We start from the raw sequence: 18,917 nt of genomic DNA on the forward strand, positions 1-18,917 counted from the left end.
CTGAGGTCCTCAGGCCCCCGGCAGTACCTGTTTGATGACCTTGATCAGATCGGCCCCACCCACGGGCTTGACCAGCCAGCCGGTCGCGCCGAGCTTCTTGGCCTCGTCGCGCTTGGCCTGTTGGCTCTCGGTGGTGAGCGCAAGGATGGGGGTGAAGCGCATGCCGGGCAGGGCTCGCGCGTTGCGGATGAAGTCGATGCCGCCCATGTTGGGCATGTTGATGTCGGTGAGGATGAGGTCCGGCTTGATCCCGGACTTGAGCTTGGAGATCGCCTGGACGCCGTCGCCCGCGGTCTCCACGGTGAAGCCGGCGATCTCCAGGCTGGCCTTGAGGCTCATCACCATGGTTGCCGAATCGTCTACAACCAGTATCGTCTTGGACATGCTCTTGAACTCCTCATGGGGTCAGGGCCGCCTTGATCCACGCGGCCAGCGGCGCATGGCGTGGCCAGGCCGAGATCCTCGGCCGCGCGGCCATCAGGACCTGGAGGTTGGCGGCGTGCAGATGGGTGCAGGCGGATAGGTTGATCCGGCCACGTGGGTGTTTGATCAGCCAGTCGAGCAGGATCTCGGCGTCCTCGACCGTCATCTGTTCACTGACGACCGCGGTCACCTTCTTGAATTCGAGCGCCATCAGAGCAACTCCCTCGGGTTGAGCACCAGCAGCACCGAGCCGTCACCGAGCAGCGCGGAGCCGGCGTAGCCGCCCAGCCCGGCCAGGACCCCGCCGAGTGGCTTGAGGATGATGTCGACCGTTTCCCGACAGTCGTCGACGATGATGCCGAGATGGTCCGCGCCGATGCGGACCACCAGCACGGCGAACTCGTCGTCGTCGTTGGGGATCTGCTCGATGGTGAGCGCCAGCAGGTCGTTGAGCGTGACCAGTGGTACCAGGCGTCCGCGCAGCACCGTGGTGAGACGGCGCTTGATGGTGCGGATGTCGTTGCGCGCGACCCTGACGGTCTCTGCGACCCTGTCCATCGGCACGCCGAAGCGCTGCCCGGCCGACTCGATGATCATGACGTTGGTCACCGCCATCGAGAGCGGCAGCGAGAGTCGCAGCCGGGTGCCCTGGCCGAGCTGGCTGTGGAGCTCGACGGCGCCGTTGACGCAGGCGATGGCGTTGCGCACGACGTCCATGCCGACGCCCCGCCCGGACAGGTCCGAGACCTGCTCGGCGGTGGAGAAGCCCGCCGCGAACACCAGATTGATCGCCTCCTGGTCGGTCAGTCGTTCCAGCTCGGGCTCGCCGATGAGACCGCGCTCGTATGCCTTGCGCCGAATCCGATCCGGGTCGATGCCGCGGCCGTCGTCGCTGATCTCGATCACCACCCGGTCGGACTCCTGGCGGGCGGAGATGGTCAGCCGTCCTTCAGTCGGCTTGCCGGCGGCGCTGCGCTCGGCGGGGGACTCGAGTCCGTGGTCGAGACTGTTGCGGACGATGTGCACCAGCGGGTCGGCCAGGGCCTCGATGATGTTCTTGTCGGCCTCGGTCGACTCGCCCTCCATCACCAGCCGAACCTCCTTGCCGAGCTTGCGGGCGGTGTCGCGGACCAGGCGGGGGAAGCGTTGCAGCACGAAGGAGACGGGCATCATGCGAATCTGCATGATGGCGTCCTGCATCTCCTCGGCGATGCGGTTGATGATCCCGTACTGTGCCTTGATCTCGCGGGCCAGCTCGCGTGTTCCGAACACCTCTTCGGCGCGGTTGGCGAGATAAGGCAGGGCGTTCTTGGTGACCACCATCTCGCCGATCAGGTTCATCAGTCGGTCGACCTTGGCCTGATCGACCTTGAGGGTGTGGCCGGCCAGCCGGTCCTCGGCACGTCGTCCGAACTTGATCGGCTCCTGCGGTTCTTGCGCCTCCGGGGGAGGGGCGATGTCTTCGGCGGGGGCACCGGGCGGGGAGGCCGCGGTCGGGAGCTGGGTGTCGCCGCGACGCTGCTGCTCGTCGAGCCAATTCAGCAGAGGCTGTGAGGAGTGTGAGGCGTCGGCCGAGTGCAGTGCCTGCTCCAGTGCGTCGCGCTCCACCACCTGGCCGATGCTGGCGAAGGCCGCCTCCAGGGTGGTGGCGACGGCACGCAGTCGACCGCTCAGCCACGGCGGGTTGTCGGTCAGTCCGAGGATCTCGCGCTGTGCCTCCAGCACGACGTTGAAGGACCAGGTGGTCTCGGCATCGGGCGGTGGCTCGGATGAGGACGCGGAGGTCGGCGCTGGCGGTTGCAGCGGGATGATCCGTACCTGTTCGGGGATGTAGCGGAAGTGTTCGTGCAGCGCCTCGGCCGGGGTGTTCAGGATCGCCTCGAAGCGCAGGATGCAGCGATAGGCGTCGAGCTCGGCCAGGGGCGGCCAGTCCTCGCGGCTGCTCACCCGGCGCCAGCAGGGTTCGCCGAGCTGCAGGATCTGGTGGAAGGGGTCCTCGCCCTTGAAGAAGCACTCCTCCTCGGGCTCGTAGGTCAGCCAGCACAGTGGTTCGCCGGCCTCGAGGCGCTGGGTCAGCTCCTGCTGGATCCTGCTCGGGAGCGCCTCGAGCGGCATCGCCGCGGGCGCAGGGGAAGGCGCTGGCGTGGCCGCTGGCTCGGTCTCGGCGGCGGTTGGTGTCGTGGCCTGGGCAGCGGCGAGCAGGCCCCGCAGCGCGTTGGCGAGTTCGAGTGCGTCGTTGGCGTGTCGCGCGGTATTCGGTGGCGCCGCCTCGGCACTGTCGCCGATCTCGTCGATCAGGGCGAGCACGAAGTCCATCGCCTCGAGCAGTCTGTCGGCCACCGGACGGTCGAAGGGGCGCCTGCCATCGCGTACCGCGTCCATCAGGTCCTCGGCGGCATGCAGGACGCGGGTCATCTCCGGCAGGTCGAACAGTCCGCTGTTGCCCTTGAGGGTGTGGACCAGGCGGAAGAGCTCGCCCATCAGGGCGCTGTCGTCGGGGGTGTCCTCGAGCTGGAGCAGGCGTTCACCGATGGTCTGGAGGATGTCTCGTCCCTCGGTGATGAATTGATCGAGCAGTGGGTTCATGACGGCGCTCCCCGGCCGTTCGGTGTCATACCGAGCAGGGTCAATACGTGTGAGGCGAGCCGTTCGGGTCTGACCGGCTTGACGATATAGAGGTTGGCGCCGGACAGGAAGGCGAGCTTCTGGTCGTTGGCGCCGGCCTCGGTCGAGACCATGATCGCCGGTGCCTGCGGCATGTCCTTGCCGCGCAGCTCGCGCAGGAAGCCGTAGCCGTCGAGCTTGGGCATGTTGATATCGACCAGATAGAGGTCGAAGTCGCCCTCGGCCACCCGTTCCAATGCCTCGAGGCCGTTGACCGCCTCGGTTACCTCGAAGCCCAGCTCTTCCAGGATGCTGCGGTGATAGAGCCGCACCGTCGCGGCGTCATCGATGACCAGGATCCGCTTCATCGGGCCTCCCAGGGTTTCTGATAGACGATGGCCTCGGGGAACTTGCGTACCCGGAACAGCGATGAGATCCGACTCATCGATTCGGAGTGACCGAGACAGACGAAGCCGCCCGGATTGAGTGCGTCGTAGAAGGATTCCGCGGTCTGCTTGCGCGACAGATCGTCGAAATAGATCAGCAGGTTGCGACAGAAGATGATGTCGAAGTGACGGTGTCTGCGCATGTCCGCGGCGTCGCTGACGTTCACCCGGGTGAAGTCGACCGCCTCGCGCAGCTCCTGGTCGATCAGGTAGTGATCCCTGTCGCGCCTGAAGTACTTGGCCAGCAGCGACGGTGGCAGGTTCTGTATCGAGCGGTGGGTATAACGACCGCGCCTGGCCTGCGCGAGGATCTCGGTGTCGATGTCGGAGGAGACGATCTCGATGTCCCAGTCGTCCAGCCGCGGCCAGTGTTCGAGCAGATAGATGGCGATGCCATAGGGCTCCTCGCCCGACGAGGAGGGCACCGACCAGATCCGCAGCGCACGTTTTTGCCTCGTGTGCGTGACGATCTCCTCCAGCATCGAGTCGACCAGACAGCGGAACTGGTACTCCTCGCGGAAGAAGTAGGTCTCGTTGACCGTCATCGCGTTGATCAGCGTCTGCAGTTCCTCGCCGGAGGCCTGGAAGCGCACCATGGTGAAGTAGGCGCGAAAGCTCTCCGAGTCGGTGGCATCCATCCGTTCGAGCAGACGCTTGTCGACGAAGTAACGCTTGCTGTCCTCGAACAGCATGCCGGTCTTGCGGTAGAAGAACTCCCGGAACTTGCGGAAATCTTCGTCGCTGATCATGCGCGCCTGTGTCATCCGGGGTCAGCCTTGTGCAATGCGTTTCAGCGCCAGATCGGCGGCGAACTGGATATAGGGTTCGTCGACGAAACGGGCCTTGAGCGCGTGCAGGGTCGGCACCGCGCGCTCGGAGCCGACCTCACCGAGCAGGTCGACCGCGGTGGCGCAGACGTTGACGTGCGGATCCTCGGCGATGACCCGGATGAGCCATTCCTCGACGCGGGGGTGGCGCAGCGATTCGAGCACGTCGACGGCGAAGATGCGCACGTCCGGGTCGTGATCCTTCAGCAGCTGCTCCATGACCGGGGCGACCTCGTCGGGGAGCTGCTTCATCGCCTCGATGGCGGCGTTGCGCAGCATGGCGTCCTCGCTGCGCAGACACTCGGTGAGGCCGGCGACCGCGATCTCGTCGCCGAGTCGGGTCAGTGTCGTCAGGATCACCTGGCTGACGCTCGGCTCGGTCTCGATTCCGAGCCGCTCGACCAGGGCGCGTGACGCGTCCGGGTGATCGGCCAGGTCGCGTGCCGCCCAACGGCGTGCGAGCGGATCGGCCGCCTCGAGTGCGCTCAGCAGCCCTGGGAGATCGCGCGCCAGGCGGCGCTCGTCATCGCTGGATGGCGCTGCCGGAGCAGGTTTCTTGAGTGCCATGCCATCGTGCTCCTCGGTTGGTCTGGGGGGCGTGTCCGAGGTGGGTGCCGGGGCTCCGACCTCCCGTCGTCACGCGATGTCGCTCGCGGGGGTGGTGTCGTGACGGCGCCGATGATCGTCATCGGCTCAGCGCTCCACCCAGATCTGCAGCTGGTCGGCGATGCGCTCGACCGGCAACACCAGGCTCGCGCCACCGCGCGAGATGAGTTCGGCCGGCATGCCGAATACCACTGCGCTCTCTTCCGATTCGGCGATGGTGCGGGCGCCGCGCTGCTTGAGCTCGGTGAATGCCTGGGCGCCGTCGTGTCCCATGCCGGTCAGCATCACCGCGATGACCCGGGTCGGGTCGCAGTGCTCGAGCATCGAGCGCCCCAGCAGTTCGACCGACGGGTGCCAGAGCTTGGTCGGGTCCTCGGGGCGTGCCAGCGCCGTCAATCTGCCGCCGCGTCGTGCCAGGATCATGTCGGCGCCGCCCTTGCCGATATAGATGTTGCCGGCGGCGACCGCGGTGGGGCGATTGACCTCGGAGACGGCGAGCTGGCAGAGCAGGTTCATGCGTTCGGCGAAGGGGAGGGTGAAGCTTGGCGGCATGTGCTGCGCCACCAGGACCGGCCAGGGAAAGTCGGCGGGGAGTCGGGGGAGGATGTCCTCGAGGGTGCGTGGACCGCCGGTCGAGACCCCGATCACCACGACACCGCTGCCGCTGGCCGGTGTGTCGTCGGGCGCAGCCCTGGTCGGTTCGGTTCGGGGACGTTGCGGGCGTGACGGGGTGTCGCCACGGATACGTGCGGCCAGCCCGCGGGCGGTACGGATGCGTGCGCGTGCCGCCGCGCGCACCTTGGCGACGATCTCGGACTCGATCTCGACCATCGACAGCGAGATGGTGCCGCCGGGCTTGGGGATATAGTCCACGGCGCCGAGGTTGAGTGCCTCGAAGGTGGCGATGGCCCCCTTCTCGGTCAGCGAGGAGACCATCACCACCGGTACCGGTCGCTCGGCCATCAGCAGCGACAGTGCGGTCAGGCCGTCCATCTCCGGCATGTTGATGTCGAGTGTGACGACATCCGGGGCGAAGTCGATGTTCTCGGCGACCGCCTCTTGACCGTTGCGGGCGACGCGGATCTCGAAATCGCCCTCGGCCAGGAAGAGTGCCTTGAGTTGGCGGCGCATCAGCGCCGAGTCGTCGACAATCAACAGCTTGATCACGTGAGCTCCTGGTCGATGGGCCTGTGCCGCGACGTCCTAGGCGGACGTTTCGGCTAGCTCTTCCAGCTCGGCGCGTTGCTCCTTGGCGATCAGCTGGGAGGGTTCGATCAGTTGGATCATACGCTTCTGACCCTCCAGATTGGCCACCCGCGCGATCAATCTGGCCTGCTCGCTGGAGAGCTGTGGCGCTGGCTCGATCGCCGTCCTCGGGATCTTGAGCACCTCGGCCACGGAGTCGACGATGAAGCCGGTACGTACGCCATCGAGCAGGAACACCATGATGCGCTGTCGGTCGTTACGTGCCACCGTCGCCAGACCGAAGCGGCGGCGCTGGTCAATCACCGGCAGTACCGAGCCGCGCAGGTTGATGACTCCTTCGACGAAGTCTGGCGCCTTGGGGACGTGGGTGAGTTCGTCGGGGAGACGGACGATCTCCTGTATGCTTTCGATGGGGACACCGAACTCCTCCTTGTCGAGCCGGAACACCACCATCTGTTCCTCATCGTCGTCCTGCTCGTCGTCCTCGATGTCGTCACCGCTCCGGTTGTCGTAGTCGATGTCTTCCACGCTGCTCAAGGCCTCCCGGATCGATGAGTGACGAAAGAGTCTGTCTGTCGAGATGATGGAGACCAGACGCTGCCCTTCATCGAGCCGGCAGATCTGTTCGATGTCCGACAGGTCATCATGCTGCGCCAGCAGTTTGGGCATGGCGTCGACCGCCGACCAGGGGACGCGCAGCACCTCGTTGACGCTGTCCATCGCCAGGCCCACGGCGCACTCGCCGAGCTGCACCACCAGGATGCGGCTGTGTTCGTCGGCGGTGCGTGGCGGCAGACCGAACAGACAACGCAGAGAGACCAGGGGCAGCAAGCGGTTGCGCAGTGTCATCAGCCCGATCACGTGAGGCTCGGTGCGCGGGATCTGTACCGCCTGTTCGGGGAACTGGACGATCTCCTGCACGTTCTCGATCGGGATGGCGTATTCCTGTTCGGCGACCTCGAAGCTGACCAGCTGGAGTTCGTCTGCGTCCTCTTCCTCCTCCTCCTCGACATCCCTCGTCTCGGCCAGCGCCGCGGCGCCATGCCGCGCCAGGGTGGTGATCGCGCTGAACTCTTTTTCGATCAGGCGCTTGAAGTCAAGTTCCATCACCATGGGGAAGCCGCCGACATCCTTGATCAGTCCGCAGAGCAGGTCGGTCTTGACCGTTGCCGCCAGCGATCCAACCTCCTCGATACACGAGGGCTCGACCCCGACCACACTGCTGACGCGATCGACAACGAACCCCAGTGGCTGACCGAGATCGATCACCAGAGCGCGGGTGGCGTCGTCATCGTCGCGCTCCTCGAGGCCGAACAGACGGCGCAGGTTGATGATGGGCAAGACCTTGCCGCGCAGATTGGCCAGGCCCTCCAGGGTGGGGGGCGCGAGCGGTACCCGAACCACCTCGGGCACCCGGATGATCTCCTGCACCGGCGCCATGTCGACGGCGAAGACCTCGCTGCCACACACGAAGATGACGAACTGACGCAGGTCGTGCTCCTGCCCCTCTGTGGCCACATCCTCGCCGCTCGGCGCGGCGGGGGGTGACGATTTGACCAGGTCTTGGGTCATGACTGTCTCCCGCGTAACCGCGATGGGCCTCAAGCGCTCTGCAGCTCGTCGGCCAGCGAGGCGATCTCCTCGATGGCTGCCGCCAGCTCCTCCGCCCCCTGTGATTGCTGGCGTGCCGCGGCCGCAGCCTCGGTCGAGGCCTTCTCGGCCTCCTGGGCTGCCGATGCGATCTGATCGACTCCGACCTTGACCTGTGCGATGGCGGCGGAGATCTCGCTGGCCGCGGCCTCGATCTCCGTCGATGAGCGGCTGACCTCGGCGATATCGGTCTCGATGGTCTCCAGTCCCGTGGTGATCGACTTGGCCTTTTCCGCCTCGCTGATCGCCGCCGAGATGATCTCCTCCAGGTCGCGTCCGACGACACCGATCTGGTCCTGCACCGCCTTCACCAGGTCCTTGATGCGATCGGCGTTCTCCGCCGAATCGTGAGCGAGGTTGCGGATGTCGGTGGCGACGACCACGAACCCCTTGCCGAACTCCCCGGCGCGCGCGGCCTCGATCGAGCCGTTGACCGCCAGCATGTTGGTCTGGATGGAGACGGTGGTGATGGCGTCGACGATCTTGTCGATGCGTCGCGAGACCAGTTCCAGGTCCTTGATCTGACGCAGGCTCAGGCGCGATGACTCGACCGAATCCGCGACGCCGGCGATGAGCGCGTCGATGCTGCTCTTGTTATTGGTCAGCAACTCGCTGATGGCGCCGACCCTCTCGCCGGATGCGCGCGAGCGTTGCAGCGAGTCGTCGACGCCCTTCTCGATCTGAGTGATCGCCGTTGCCGATTCCTCGGTGGCCGAGGCCTGTACCTGGGTGCTCTTACGGATCTGCTCGACGGCGGCCATGATCTGGGTGCCGGAGCGGTTGATCTCCTGTACCGCCGACGAGAGCTGTTCGGCGGCCGAGGCCACCTCCTCGGCGCTCTTGGTGATGTCGGTGGAGTTCTTGAGGTCTTCGGCCAGCTCGGAGAGGTTCTGCGCGGCCTGCTCGCACTCGGCCAGCGCCTGGGTCTGTTCGGCGACGGTCTTGGCCGACTCCTCCGAGGCCGCCGACTGTTCCTCGGCCGCCGCTGCGATCTCCTCGGCGCCCTTCAGTGCCTGACCCGCAGCAGTGTTGGATTGTTGGGCGCTGGCGGCGATCTCCTGGACCGCGCGGGTGATCTCGACTGCGTCGGCGCGAATCTGCTCGAGCTGCGAGTTGACCGCCCGACCGTTCTCGACCTCGCCCTGTACCTTGGTGGCCGAGTCGTTGATGCCGTCGGAGATGACCTTGACCTCGGATTGGATCTGGCCGACCAGATCCTGGATCTGCTTGGCGCTCTTCTCCGATGTCTCGGCGAGCGTGCGGACCTCGTCGGCAACCACGGCGAACCCCTTGCCATGCTTGCCGGCGCGCGCCGCCTCGATGGCGGCGTTGAGTGCGAGCAGGTTGGTCTGGTCGGCGATGCGGGCGACGGCCTTGACGATGTCGCCGATGTTGGCCGCCTGCTGCTCCAGCTCGGCGACCATCCTGACCGACTCGCCCTGGCGTTGGGCGGCCACCCCGACGTTGGTGATCATGCCGGTGACGTCCGCGCTGACCTTGGTGATCAGCGTCTGCGAGGCCTCGACCTTGGTCTGCGACAGGCTGGCGTTGTCGAGTTGGCGGTCGAGTGCCGCGCTGACCTGCTTGAAGGCCGCCAATGATTCCTGCGCCGCTCCGGACGCCTCCTCGGCACCGGTGGCGATCTGGTCGGAGGAGCGCTTGAGCTCTTCGGCCGCGGAGGCTGCCTCGTTGATCCCGGACGAGAGCTGGGCGGTCGCCGAGGCGACGCGTTCGGCGGCCTGCTGCTGCTTCGCCAGGGTGCGCGCGCGCCTGCGCTGTGCCTCTGCCTCGCGGGCGGTTGCCGCGTTGGTGCGTGTCTCGCCGGTCGATTGGGGGCGGGGTGTGCTAGGGGTCTTCACGAGTGCCATGACGGTTTCCTGCGCGATGTGACGAGTATGAACAGGTCAACCGGGATGCCGCCTCGTGGATGAGGTGCCGCGCAACGAGGCAATGCCGCCCTTTGGCCTAATGGATCGGGTCTGCTGACTGTGGGTGGTCTGGTGCTGACTGCCTCCGACGCAGTGTGGGCGGTAGCCCCTCAATGGGGTTGGATTCATACTTAGGAGTTTAGGACACTTGTGGCGGATTGGGCGCTTGACGCCCCAGTGGACAAGACCATTGGTGGTTCCGGGGCACACCCCTCGGTCTCGTCCATGCGCTCGCCAATGGCTTGATCGTGCAGGGGATTCGGCCGGCCGCTGAAAGCCCTTCTCTACCCGTCGCGTCCTTTTCGACGTTGCAGTTCAATCCCCTGGCCGCTGGCGTTGCGGTTCGCGCTTCCGCCACCAGCTATCGGGGGTCGATCCAGCGCGGAGGAATGCCCGCATGCAGCCGTCCACCTCGTCCGAGTCCGCCGTTCGTCCGCCGCCCGGGGTCAACCGGGTCGCCCCGGGTCAGCCCTTGCAGTGGCTGCGCGCCGGTTGGCGTGATCTGCGCGCCGCCCCCGGCTACAGCCTGCGCTACGGTGCCGGGATCGTGCTGATCAGCCTGGCGATCACCGTGCCGCTGGCGCTCGGGCGCCTCGCCTTCCTGGTGCCCTTCCTGCTCGCCGCCTTCTATCTGGTCGCGCCGCTGTTGGCCATCGGGCTCTACCAGATGAGCGCGCACCTCGAGGCCGGTGAGTCGCTCGAACGCTGTCAGGCGCTCGAGGCCTTTCGTCGTAACCAGGGGCAGCTGGGCATCGCCACCGGTTTCCTGCTGATGATCCTGCAGCTGTGGATCCTCGCCACCGTGTTCCTGTTCATCATGCTGTTCACCGATCCGTTGCCGAGCTGGGAGCGCTTCGTCGCCGTGGTCTTCCTCTCCGGGGATCATCTCGGGCTGGTGGCGGTGCTGGTCGCGGTGGGGGCGGTGTTCGCGGCCGCGGCCTTCTGTATCGCTGCGGTGACGGTGCCGATGCTGATCGACCGTCCGGTCGATGCCTTCACCGCGGCGCGCACCAGCTTCGCCGCGGTGCGGGTCAACTGGGCGCCGATGCTGCTGTGGGCGGGGTTGATCGTGGTGATCGTCGGGCTCGGGCTGGCGAGTCTGCAGCTCGGGCTGTTCGTCGCCGTACCGCTGCTCGGGCACGCCACCTGGCACGCCTATCGTGACCTGGTGCCGCGCGACTGAGCCGGGTGCTCAGTCGGGGTCGAAGCGGTAGTCGAGCAGCTCGATGTCGCGGGCGAAGTGGCGCGCCACCAGCTCGGCGGTGTCGTCGTCGTAGTAGCTGCGGTAGTCGCGCTTGCGATCGGTCGCCTTGCGCGCGTGAGGGAGAGCCGGCTGGGTGATGCCGATGCGCGCGCAGACGGTGGCGAAGTCGTCGTGGAGCTGTTCGTAGCGACCGATGAAGTCGACGATGACCTCGCCGTGGAGGTCGACCAGATAGTCGCTCTGGCGGGTGATCGAGGTGTCGACGTGGTACTGGTAGGGGCGCTCGGGGTCGAGCTTCCAGCGCAGGAAGTCGGCGAACTCCTGGTGGCCGCCGAGATAGTGCGGGCGCTCGCGACGGATGTGATGGAAGGAGCTGACCTGCAGGTCCCAGGGGTTGCGCACGAAGGCGAACTTGAACAGCGAGTCGTAGAAGGGCCGCGGCAGCAGCTCCTGGGCGAGCACCGCCTTGGCATGACGCGGCAGCTTGGTGCCGATGCGATGACCGCTGAGATGGCTCATGCGGCTGCACAGGAACATCGGGTAGTACCAGGGGTCGCGCCAGCGCAGCCCCTGGAGTGCGGCGCGCACGCTGGTGCCGCCGGTCTTGGCAATGTGGACGAAGAGGAAACGATAGCGAGGCGAGAGCAGCATGAGGGTCTCTGGGGCTGTGGAGCGGTTCCGGCGCGGGCGGCGCGCGGCGCCGGTGTTCTATCCCCGGCTTCAGCGCCGGCGCTTGGCGCGTGGATGCGCTTGGTCGTAGACCTGCGCGAGGTGCTGGAAGTCGAGGTGGGTGTAGATCTGGGTGGTGCCGATGTCGGCGTGGCCGAGCAGCTCCTGGACGGCGCGCAGATCGGCCGAGGACTCCAGCAGGTGGGTGGCGAAGCTGTGGCGCAGCATGTGCGGATGCAGCCCCTGGGCCAGCCCCTGGACCTGGGCCCACTGTGTCAGCCGTGCCTGGACGGTGCGCGGGTGGATGCGGGTGCCGCGCAGGCTGACGAACAGCGCCGGCTCCTCGGGCGCGGCGACAAAGGGACGCAGCAGTCGCCACTGGCGCAGCGCCTCGCGCGCCTTGCGCCCGACCGGTACGCGCCGGGTCTTGGCGCCCTTGCCGACGACCTCGAGCTCATCGACATCGAGCGGCACCTCGGCGAGATCCAGCGCGACCAGCTCGGCGAGGCGCAGCCCGGCGGAGTAGAAGAGCTCGATCATCGCCCCGTCGCGGATCTCCAGCACCTCCTCGCGGGGACGGTCGAGTACCGCGCAGAGCTGATCGGCCTCGAGCGTCCTGGGCAGCTTGCGCGGGGTCTTGGGGGCGCGGATGTCGAGCGCGGGGCTGGCGGTGACCAGCTCCTCGCGCAGCAACCAGCGATAGAAGGCGCGCAGGCTGGAGAGTTCGCGCTGCAGGGTGCGCCCGCCGATGCCCTCGCGATGACGCGCGCCGATATAGCGCTGCACCGTCTCGCCGTCGATGGTCTCGATCGTCACCTCGGCGTGGGCCTGCAGCCAGGCGAGGAGACGCTCGAGGTCGCGGCGATAGTTGGCGACGGTCAGCGGCGCCAGCCGACGCTCGTGGGCGAGGTGGTCGAGAAAGCGCGCGAGCAGTTGGGCTGAGGTCTCGCCGGCCATGCGCGACTCAGTCCCGTCCGCAGCGTTCGATGGTGACCGCGCTCAGCTTGTGGGCGATGATCTCGCCGAGCCGGTCGAGCAGGTCGGTGCCGAGCTCGGGGCGGAAGCGCTCGGGGTCGCTGCTGCCGATGGCGAGTACGCCGGAGCGTTCCGCGGTGCGGATGGGGACCAGGGCGGCGGTACGCACGCTCGCCGCGGCCTCGCCGAACAGTACCTCGGCCTTGTCGGCGTCGAGTGGCCCACAGAGCGCGTGTTTGCGTGCAAGGAAGTCCTTGAAGGCGGCGGTGAGCGGGTCTGGTGCGGCGGTCTCGGGGTCGAGCGGGAACAGCTTGAGGGTGACGGCGTCGGCGCGGAATTCCTGCAGTAGGGTCTCGCGCGTCTCCTCGCACAGCCGGTCGGGATCGTTGATCGCGATCAGCCGCAGCACCAGCGCGTGCAATCGGGTCGACAGCGACTCGTACTCGCGGGCGCGGGCGATGAGCTGGCCGAGACGCTGGCGCTCGGTATCGAGCTCCTGGCGCAGCGCCCGCACCTGGCGCTCGATCAGCGAGACGGCGTCGCCGGTGGGATGCGGGATCCGCAGCGTGATGAGGATCTCCGGGTGGTGCTCGAAGAAGTCGGGATGGCGCTGCAGATAGGCGGCGACCGTGGCCTCCAGCGCCTCGTCCCTGGTCCCGGGCTGCTCTGCCTGTGTGATCACGATTGACCCCTCATAGAACGATCTCCCCGTGGAACACTGATTCGGCAGGCCCGGTCATCCAGACGACGTCATCCGGGCTGCGCCAGTCGATTATAAGCCCTCCGCCCGGCAGGTCGACGCGTACGCGCTCATCGAGCAGACCGCGTAGCCGCCCACTGACCACCGCGGCGCAGGCACCGGTGCCGCAGGCCAGGGTCTCGCCGGCGCCGCGCTCGTGCACCCGCAGACGGATTGCGTCGCCGGCGAGCCGTTGCATGAAGCCGACATTGACCCGCTGCGGGAAGCGCGGGTGATGCTCGATCGCCGGCCCGAGGCGCGCCACCGGCGCGGTCTCGACGTCCTCGACCAGCAGCACCGCGTGCGGGTTGCCCATGGAGACGGCGCCGATCTGGTGGTGCTCGCCGGCGACCTCGAGGTCGTAGAGCGGCGCCTCGTGCTCGGCCTGGAAGGGGATCTCGACCGGCGCCAGCCGCGGCCGACCCATGTTGACCCGGACCTGGCCGTCGGCCTCGAGATGGAGCCGGATCGCCCCGGCGGCGGTGCCGACCGGGATCTCGTCGTGCTCGGTCAGCCCCTGCTCGCGCACGAAGCGGGCGAAGCAGCGCGCACCGTTGCCGCACTGCTCGACCTCGGAGCCGTCGGCGTTGAAGATCCGGTAGTGGAACTCGGTGCCCGGCAGCCGTGGCGGCTCGACCAGCAGGATCTGGTCGCAGCCGACGCCGAAGCGCCGATCGGCGAGCCGGCGCAACCGCTCGGGGTCGAGCGCGATGCGTTGGCGCACCGCGTCGAACACCACGAAGTCGTTGCCGAGCCCGTGCATCTTGGTGAAGCGGACCTTCATCGATTCGATCTCCTGCATGTCGCCGTCGGGCTCATCCCGGCACGCGTCCCCAGATCGCCAGATGCCGGTCGCTGACCACGCCGACCTCCAGCCCCTCGAGCCCGGCCTCAGCGAGCTGCTCGACCACCTCGCGCGGCTCGTAGGCGGCGAACAGCGAGTTGCGGAAGTCGCTGCGCAGCACCTCGGGTGCATTGGCGACATAGGTCTCGACTAGCGCCTCGGCCCAGCCCGCCGAGGGCGGGCGCAGCAGGTCCATCACCAGCACCAGGGCGTCGGGGTTGGCGTGCGCGCGCACCGTCCGCCACAGCACCTGGGGATCGTGGAGATGATGGAGCAGGCTGTTGGAGAGGATCAGGTCGTAACGGCGGTCTGCGAGCCGGCTCGAGGGCAGGCGATCGTGCACCAGCTGCCAGCGGCCGTCGAGATCGGCGGCGTCCTCGAGGGTGGCGCGGGCCCGTTCGAGCATGGTCGCGGCCCCGTCGAGCGCGTCGCAGTGCAGCCGCGGATAGGTACGCAGCAGGCGCAACACGATGTCGGCCGGGCCGCAGCCGAGGTCGAGCGCCGCCGAGCCCGGCAATCCGCCCCGCGCCTGACGGGCGAGGAGACGCATGAACAGGCTGTTGGAGTCGGAGAAGTCGGCCTCGGCATAGGCTTGCGCCTGCTCCTCGGTGTCCATCAACTCGGGCTCGGGGCGACGCTTCACGGCAGTCTCCGTTCCCCCGCGAACAGCGACTCGATCGACTCGCGCTCGCGCACCAGGTGGGCCTGATCGCCGTCGACCATGACCTCGGCGGCGCGGGGCCGGCTGTTGTAGTTCGAGCTCATGGTGAAGCCGTAGGCGCCGCTGCCGCGCACCGCCAGCAGATCATCGGGGCGGATGGCGAGCTGGCGCGACTTGCCGAGGAAGTCGCCGGTCTCGCACACCGGGCCGACGAGGTCGTAGCGCTGGGTCTCGAGCGTGGGGTCGAGGTGGACCGGGACGATCTCCTGCTCGGCCTGATAGAGCGCCGGGCGCAGCAGGTCGTTCATGGCGCCGTCGACGATGGCGAAGTGACGCGCCTCGGTCGGCTTGAGGTACTCGACGCGGGTGAGCAGCACGCCGGCGTTGCCGGCGATGGCGCGCCCAGGCTCGATGAGGATCTCGTAGGGCTTGCCGGCGAGGCGGTGACGGATGGCGGCGGCATAGGCGGCCGGATCGGGCGGCAGCTCGTCGCGATAGCGGATGCCGAGCCCGCCGCCGAGATCGAGGTGTTCGATGGCGATACCGGCCTCGGCGAGACGGTCGGCGAGGGCGAGCACCCGGTCGAGGGCGTCGATGAAGGGGGCGAGGTCGGTGAGCTGCGAGCCGATGTGGCAGTCGATGCCGGTGACCCGCAGGTTGGGCCGCGCGGCGGCGTCGCGATAGACCGCCTCGGCGGTGCGGATGTCGATGCCGAACTTGTTCTCGCGCAGTCCGGTGGAGATGTAGGGATGGGTGCGGGCGTCGACGTCGGGGTTGACCCGCAGCGACACCGGGGCGATCACGCCGAGTTCGCCGGCGACCTGATCGAGCCGGTCGAGTTCGGCCTCGGACTCGAGGTTGAAGCAGCGGATGCCGACCTCGAGGGCGCGACGCATCTCGTCGGCGCGCTTGCCGACCCCGGAGAAGACCACCCGCGACGGATCGCCGCCGGCGGCGAGCACGCGTTCGAGTTCGCCCACCGAGACGATGTCGAAGCCCGAGCCGAGCCGCGCCAGGGTGTCGAGCACGGCGAGGTTGGAGTTGGCCTTGACGGCGAAGCAGACCAGGTGCGGATGCTCGCCGAAGGCGCGGTCGAAGGCGTGCCAGTGACGCTCCAGGGTCGCCCTGGAGTAGATGTAGCACGGGGTGCCGAAGCGTTCGGCGATCTCGGTGAGGGGGACGGACTCGGCGTGGAGCAGGTCGTCTCGATAGTTGAAGTGATCCATGCGGCGTCGATGTGGTGCTCGGCTAGGGCTGATCGGCGGCGGGGACGGCGGCGTCGGTGACGTCGGGCAGGTCTCCGCCGGTGGCGGCTGGCGTTGCCGGCTCCGGCTCGGGCAGATAGAGCGGGCCCTTCTGGCCGCATGCACCGAGCATGCTGACGGTCCCGAGCACCAGGATGATGGCGATGAACAGATAACGGGCCCAGCAGAGCATTGGAGCGTCTCACGCGAAAAGGGGTTGAGTCGGGCCTCTAGTATACATTCCAGCGCCCGCGACGCGGGTCAGCGCGCGCGCCGCCGTGCCGCCAGGGTCAGCCCCTGGCTGGCCTGCTTGGCGAAGTGCTGGAAGTCCTCGAACAATGGCTCGGTGAGGGCGCGCGCGCTGCTGGCGCGATCGGCGTAGAGCAGCCCGATGCCCTGTCCGGCGATCTCGATCGGGGCGATCATGAAGGGGGTGCGACCGAGCGCCTGGATCACCGTGGCCGGTACGTCGGCGAGCGCCTCGCCACGGATGCAGCGTGCCTGCTGGCGCTCGATGACCGTGAACAGCAGATGGTTCTGACCCGGCAGGCGGGTGAACTGGAAGCGGGCGAGCAATCGCTCGGATTCGCTGCCGAGCGTGTATCTGGCCTTGAGGGTACGCTTGTCCGGGGTGATCAGGGCGAACACCACCCGATCCATGCCGACGCCGCGGTGGATGCCCTCGAGCGCCAGGGTCATCACCTGATTGAGGCTGGCCGTGCCGCTCTCGATCAGCGTCGAGAGCTCGCGCAGCACGCGCAGCTGGAGCTGGGCGTCGGGTTCGGGGGCGGTGCTCTCGGCGTCTGTCGTCGTCGTCGCCGCTGCTGCTGTCTCGGTGGCTGTCTCGGGCGTCGGCTGGTCTGACGTCTCCTGCTGTTGCGGGATGTGCGGGGCAGCGATCTGGGCACCGATGACGGCGGCCACCTCGGCCGCCTCGCTGGCATTGTGCTGCAGCATCTTGTGGGTCTCGCCGATCGCCAGGTCGATCATCTTGGCTGCGCGCTTGACCAGTTTCTCCATCGGCTCGGTATGCCAGCCGCCGTCCTCGGCGCAGAGCGCGATCTGCTGACCGAGCACCACGGTCTGGACCCGCTCGTCGAGCACGCTGGGGGTGACGATCGCCTCGCGCACCAGCTCGTTGAGGTTCCATACCTTTGCCAGCTGGCCGCTGAGCTGGTTGAGACGAAAGCCGAGGATGCGCTCCTGGGCGCGCTCGGGGAGGGTGGTGGGCTGCTGGCGGTAGAGCTGGTCGAGCGCCTCGGCCTGCTCGCCGCCGAAGCACCAGAAGGCCAGCTCGCCGATGCGGTGGAGCAGGGCGGCGATGAAGACCTCCTCGGGGGCCTTGTCCTCGCGCGCGGTGGCGATCGAACGGGCCTGGATCGCCGCGTGGAGGGCGCGCGCCAGTTCGCGCGCGACACGCTCGCGGGTCGCCCCCTCGATGGTGTCGTCGACCAGGGTCGCGGCCAGGCACATGTTGCTCACGGCATTGAAGCCGAGCACCACCACGGCGCGGTTGACCGTGGTCAGGCTGTGGCCCGTGCTGGCGCCGGCCGGGTTGTAATGGACGGAGTTGGCGAGCTTGAGGATGCGGGTGGTGAGCGAGGGATCCTGCATGATCACCTGGGCCAGGGCGGCGGCGGGCGCCAGTTCGTCCTCGGAGACACGCAACACCTGATGTACGGTGTTGTTGAAGATCGGCATCTCGTGATGCTGGATCAACTCGACCCATTCGGCCAGACGGCGTTTCTGCGGGGTGCGTTGCGTGTTCAAGGCAGGCTCCTGGCGGGATGGCTGCTGCGTGCTGGCCCAGGTGCGTCCGGTTGATGCGGTGCTGAAAGAGGAGGGCAGTTTACCGGTTTTCCGGTGGACGGCGTATCTGCGGCACGCCCCGTGTCCGTGCGCCCGTCCGATTCGGCCTCGTATCAAGCGGCGCTGCACTAGCCTTGTCCGGATCATCATGAGGGCGAACCGGGGACGACAAAATGCTCTTGCGACCGCTGCTGCTGGCCGTCTTGCTCGTGCCGGCCTCCGCTCTTGCCACGACCGACGCATGGCCCGTCGGCTGCACGCCCGGTGCGCCGATCGGTGAGCGTGGTGGCGAGGCGCCCCCGGCGCTGACCCTGGCCGGGGTCTATCGGCGGGGCCTGCCCGTCGCCGATTATTGGGTCAGCGAGAAGCTCGACGGGGTGCGCGCCTACTGGGACGGGCGGCGTCTGGTCAGTCGCGGCGGTCGGGCGATCGTCGCGCCGGCGCAGTTCACCGCCGGCTGGCCGCGACTCGCGCTCGATGGTGAGCTGTGGATGGGGCGGGGGACCTTCGACCGGCTGTCCGGGATCGTGCGTCGTCAACGGCCCGACCCGGACGCGTGGCGCGCGGTGCGTTACATGGTGTTCGACCTGCCCGGGTGCGGGCTTGATTTCGATGGCCGCTTGGCTGCACTGCGCCAGCTCTTCGCCGTGCCGCAGCCGGCGTCGCTGCAGCTGATCGAGCAGTGGCGCGGCCGCGATCATGCGCACTTGATGATGCGGTTGCGTCGGGTGGTTGCCGCCGGGGGCGAGGGGCTGATGCTGCACCGCGCCGCTGCGCCCTATCGGGCGGGGCGCGGCGATGATCTGCTCAAGCTCAAGCCCTATCTCGACGCCGAGGCGCGGGTGATCGCCCACCTGCCCGGCAAGGGGCGGCTGCGCGGGATGGTCGGGGCGCTGCTGGTGGAGGATGCCGAGGGGCGGCGCTTTCGTCTCGGTAGCGGTCTGAGCGATGCCGAACGGCAGGCGCCGCCGCCGATCGGCAGCTGGGTGACCTTCAGGTATCAGGGCTACACCGGTAACGGCATTCCGCGCTTTGCGCGTTATCTGCGGGTGCGGACGGCGGAGGAGTGAGGGGGCTGGGGC

General features: G+C 67.8%; 19 protein-coding genes. 2 read left to right on the top strand and 17 right to left on the bottom strand.

The features are described 5' to 3' along the window. Positions 1 to 9: 9 nt before the first annotated feature. From EBL84_RS02090 to EBL84_RS02130, 9 genes are all read right to left on the bottom strand, one after another. Positions 10 to 384, bottom strand: a complete 375-nt coding sequence (locus EBL84_RS02090; protein ID WP_062275764.1) for a response regulator — start codon at positions 382 to 384, stop codon at positions 10 to 12. A 13-nt stretch (positions 385 to 397) separates the two neighbouring features. Next, the gene (locus tag EBL84_RS02095; RefSeq protein WP_062275762.1) at positions 398 to 634 is read right to left on the bottom strand and encodes a hypothetical protein; all 237 of its coding nucleotides are present in this window, start codon (positions 632 to 634) and stop codon (positions 398 to 400) included. Beyond that, the gene (locus EBL84_RS02100; protein WP_123139294.1) at positions 634 to 3,009 is read right to left on the bottom strand and encodes a chemotaxis protein CheA; all 2,376 of its coding nucleotides are present in this window, start codon (positions 3,007 to 3,009) and stop codon (positions 634 to 636) included. The genes EBL84_RS02095 and EBL84_RS02100 overlap by 1 nt, the downstream gene beginning before the upstream one ends. Beyond that, positions 3,006 to 3,395 carry a response regulator gene (locus EBL84_RS02105; protein ID WP_123139295.1) on the bottom strand — a complete coding sequence of 130 codons (390 nt, stop codon included), beginning with the start codon at positions 3,393 to 3,395 and terminating at the stop codon, positions 3,006 to 3,008. The genes EBL84_RS02100 and EBL84_RS02105 overlap by 4 nt, the downstream gene beginning before the upstream one ends. Then, positions 3,392 to 4,222 carry a protein-glutamate O-methyltransferase CheR gene (locus EBL84_RS02110; protein ID WP_223806122.1) on the bottom strand — a complete coding sequence of 277 codons (831 nt, stop codon included), beginning with the start codon at positions 4,220 to 4,222 and terminating at the stop codon, positions 3,392 to 3,394. Before EBL84_RS02110 ends, EBL84_RS02105 begins: the two co-directional genes overlap by 4 nt. Before the next feature lie 21 nt (positions 4,223 to 4,243). Further along, positions 4,244 to 4,867, bottom strand: a complete 624-nt coding sequence (locus EBL84_RS02115) for a HEAT repeat domain-containing protein (protein WP_123139297.1) — start codon at positions 4,865 to 4,867, stop codon at positions 4,244 to 4,246. Between the two features lie 126 nt (positions 4,868 to 4,993). Then, positions 4,994 to 6,073: a chemotaxis-specific protein-glutamate methyltransferase CheB gene (gene cheB, locus EBL84_RS02120; RefSeq protein WP_123139298.1), complete on the bottom strand. Its 1,080-nt coding sequence runs from the start codon at positions 6,071 to 6,073 to the stop codon at positions 4,994 to 4,996. Between the two features lie 36 nt (positions 6,074 to 6,109). Continuing rightward, positions 6,110 to 7,684, bottom strand: coding sequence for a chemotaxis protein CheW (locus tag EBL84_RS02125; RefSeq protein WP_123139299.1), 1,575 nt, complete (start codon positions 7,682 to 7,684; stop codon positions 6,110 to 6,112). Between the two features lie 29 nt (positions 7,685 to 7,713). After that, on the bottom strand, positions 7,714 to 9,630 hold the full coding sequence (locus tag EBL84_RS02130) for a methyl-accepting chemotaxis protein (RefSeq protein WP_123139300.1): 1,917 nt from the start codon (positions 9,628 to 9,630) through the stop codon (positions 7,714 to 7,716). Positions 9,631 to 10,087: 457 nt separating this feature from the next. Here EBL84_RS02130 and EBL84_RS02135 point away from each other — a divergent pair, with 457 nt between their 5' ends. Further along, a complete protein-coding gene (locus EBL84_RS02135; RefSeq protein WP_123139301.1) occupies positions 10,088 to 10,873 on the top strand; it encodes a DUF2189 domain-containing protein in 786 nt (261 codons plus the stop codon). Between the two features lie 9 nt (positions 10,874 to 10,882). Here EBL84_RS02135 and EBL84_RS02140 read toward each other — a convergent pair whose 3' ends face one another. The 8 genes from EBL84_RS02140 to EBL84_RS02175 all read right to left on the bottom strand — a co-directional run bounded on the left by EBL84_RS02140 (position 10,883) and on the right by EBL84_RS02175 (position 17,796). Beyond that, positions 10,883 to 11,545: a sulfotransferase family 2 domain-containing protein gene (locus EBL84_RS02140; protein ID WP_062275743.1), complete on the bottom strand. Its 663-nt coding sequence runs from the start codon at positions 11,543 to 11,545 to the stop codon at positions 10,883 to 10,885. A gap of 69 nt (positions 11,546 to 11,614) precedes the next feature. Further along, the gene (gene xerC, locus EBL84_RS02145; protein ID WP_123139302.1) at positions 11,615 to 12,520 is read right to left on the bottom strand and encodes a tyrosine recombinase XerC; all 906 of its coding nucleotides are present in this window, start codon (positions 12,518 to 12,520) and stop codon (positions 11,615 to 11,617) included. A gap of 7 nt (positions 12,521 to 12,527) precedes the next feature. Further along, positions 12,528 to 13,220 (bottom strand): DUF484 family protein, encoded by a 693-nt coding sequence (locus EBL84_RS02150; RefSeq protein ID WP_123139303.1) that lies wholly within the window; start codon positions 13,218 to 13,220, stop codon positions 12,528 to 12,530. A 10-nt stretch (positions 13,221 to 13,230) separates the two neighbouring features. Continuing rightward, the gene (dapF, locus tag EBL84_RS02155) at positions 13,231 to 14,061 is read right to left on the bottom strand and encodes a diaminopimelate epimerase (RefSeq protein ID WP_123139338.1); all 831 of its coding nucleotides are present in this window, start codon (positions 14,059 to 14,061) and stop codon (positions 13,231 to 13,233) included. Between the two features lie 31 nt (positions 14,062 to 14,092). Continuing rightward, positions 14,093 to 14,764 (bottom strand): trans-aconitate 2-methyltransferase, encoded by a 672-nt coding sequence (locus EBL84_RS02160; RefSeq protein ID WP_123139304.1) that lies wholly within the window; start codon positions 14,762 to 14,764, stop codon positions 14,093 to 14,095. Continuing rightward, the gene (gene lysA / locus EBL84_RS02165; RefSeq protein ID WP_123139305.1) at positions 14,761 to 16,008 is read right to left on the bottom strand and encodes a diaminopimelate decarboxylase; all 1,248 of its coding nucleotides are present in this window, start codon (positions 16,006 to 16,008) and stop codon (positions 14,761 to 14,763) included. The genes EBL84_RS02160 and lysA overlap by 4 nt, the downstream gene beginning before the upstream one ends. Positions 16,009 to 16,030: 22 nt before the next feature. Next, positions 16,031 to 16,219, bottom strand: a complete 189-nt coding sequence (locus tag EBL84_RS02170) for a lipoprotein (protein ID WP_005221774.1) — start codon at positions 16,217 to 16,219, stop codon at positions 16,031 to 16,033. Positions 16,220 to 16,287: 68 nt separating this feature from the next. Further along, a complete protein-coding gene (locus EBL84_RS02175; protein WP_223806941.1) occupies positions 16,288 to 17,796 on the bottom strand; it encodes an HDOD domain-containing protein in 1,509 nt (502 codons plus the stop codon). Positions 17,797 to 18,008: 212 nt separating this feature from the next. Here EBL84_RS02175 and EBL84_RS02180 point away from each other — a divergent pair, with 212 nt between their 5' ends. Then, positions 18,009 to 18,905: a DNA ligase gene (locus EBL84_RS02180; RefSeq protein WP_123139306.1), complete on the top strand. Its 897-nt coding sequence runs from the start codon at positions 18,009 to 18,011 to the stop codon at positions 18,903 to 18,905. Positions 18,906 to 18,917: the final 12 nt, after the last annotated feature.

Origin of the sequence: Marichromatium sp. AB31, assembly GCF_003718685.1 — a bacterium.
Taxonomy (GTDB): domain Bacteria; phylum Pseudomonadota; class Gammaproteobacteria; order Chromatiales; family Chromatiaceae; genus Marichromatium; species Marichromatium gracile.

Excerpts from the sequence above, each read along its gene's own strand:
- EBL84_RS02090 (WP_062275764.1), bottom strand. The coding sequence starts at position 384 with ATGTCCAAGACGATACTGGTTGTAGACGATTCGGCAACCATGGTGATG.
- EBL84_RS02095 (WP_062275762.1), bottom strand. The coding sequence starts at position 634 with ATGGCGCTCGAATTCAAGAAGGTGACCGCGGTCGTCAGTGAACAGATG.
- EBL84_RS02100 (WP_123139294.1), bottom strand. The coding sequence starts at position 3,009 with ATGAACCCACTGCTCGATCAATTCATCACCGAGGGACGAGACATCCTC.
- EBL84_RS02105 (WP_123139295.1), bottom strand. The coding sequence starts at position 3,395 with ATGAAGCGGATCCTGGTCATCGATGACGCCGCGACGGTGCGGCTCTAT.
- EBL84_RS02110 (WP_223806122.1), bottom strand. The coding sequence starts at position 4,222 with ATGATCAGCGACGAAGATTTCCGCAAGTTCCGGGAGTTCTTCTACCGC.
- EBL84_RS02115 (WP_123139297.1), bottom strand. The coding sequence starts at position 4,867 with ATGGCACTCAAGAAACCTGCTCCGGCAGCGCCATCCAGCGATGACGAG.
- EBL84_RS02125 (WP_123139299.1), bottom strand. The coding sequence starts at position 7,684 with ATGACCCAAGACCTGGTCAAATCGTCACCCCCCGCCGCGCCGAGCGGC.
- EBL84_RS02130 (WP_123139300.1), bottom strand. The coding sequence starts at position 9,630 with ATGGCACTCGTGAAGACCCCTAGCACACCCCGCCCCCAATCGACCGGC.
- EBL84_RS02135 (WP_123139301.1), top strand. The coding sequence starts at position 10,088 with ATGCAGCCGTCCACCTCGTCCGAGTCCGCCGTTCGTCCGCCGCCCGGG.
- EBL84_RS02140 (WP_062275743.1), bottom strand. The coding sequence starts at position 11,545 with ATGCTGCTCTCGCCTCGCTATCGTTTCCTCTTCGTCCACATTGCCAAG.
- xerC (WP_123139302.1), bottom strand. The coding sequence starts at position 12,520 with ATGGCCGGCGAGACCTCAGCCCAACTGCTCGCGCGCTTTCTCGACCAC.
- dapF (WP_123139338.1), bottom strand. The coding sequence starts at position 14,061 with ATGAAGGTCCGCTTCACCAAGATGCACGGGCTCGGCAACGACTTCGTG.
- lysA (WP_123139305.1), bottom strand. The coding sequence starts at position 16,008 with ATGGATCACTTCAACTATCGAGACGACCTGCTCCACGCCGAGTCCGTC.
- EBL84_RS02170 (WP_005221774.1), bottom strand. The coding sequence starts at position 16,219 with ATGCTCTGCTGGGCCCGTTATCTGTTCATCGCCATCATCCTGGTGCTC.
- EBL84_RS02180 (WP_123139306.1), top strand. The coding sequence starts at position 18,009 with ATGCTCTTGCGACCGCTGCTGCTGGCCGTCTTGCTCGTGCCGGCCTCC.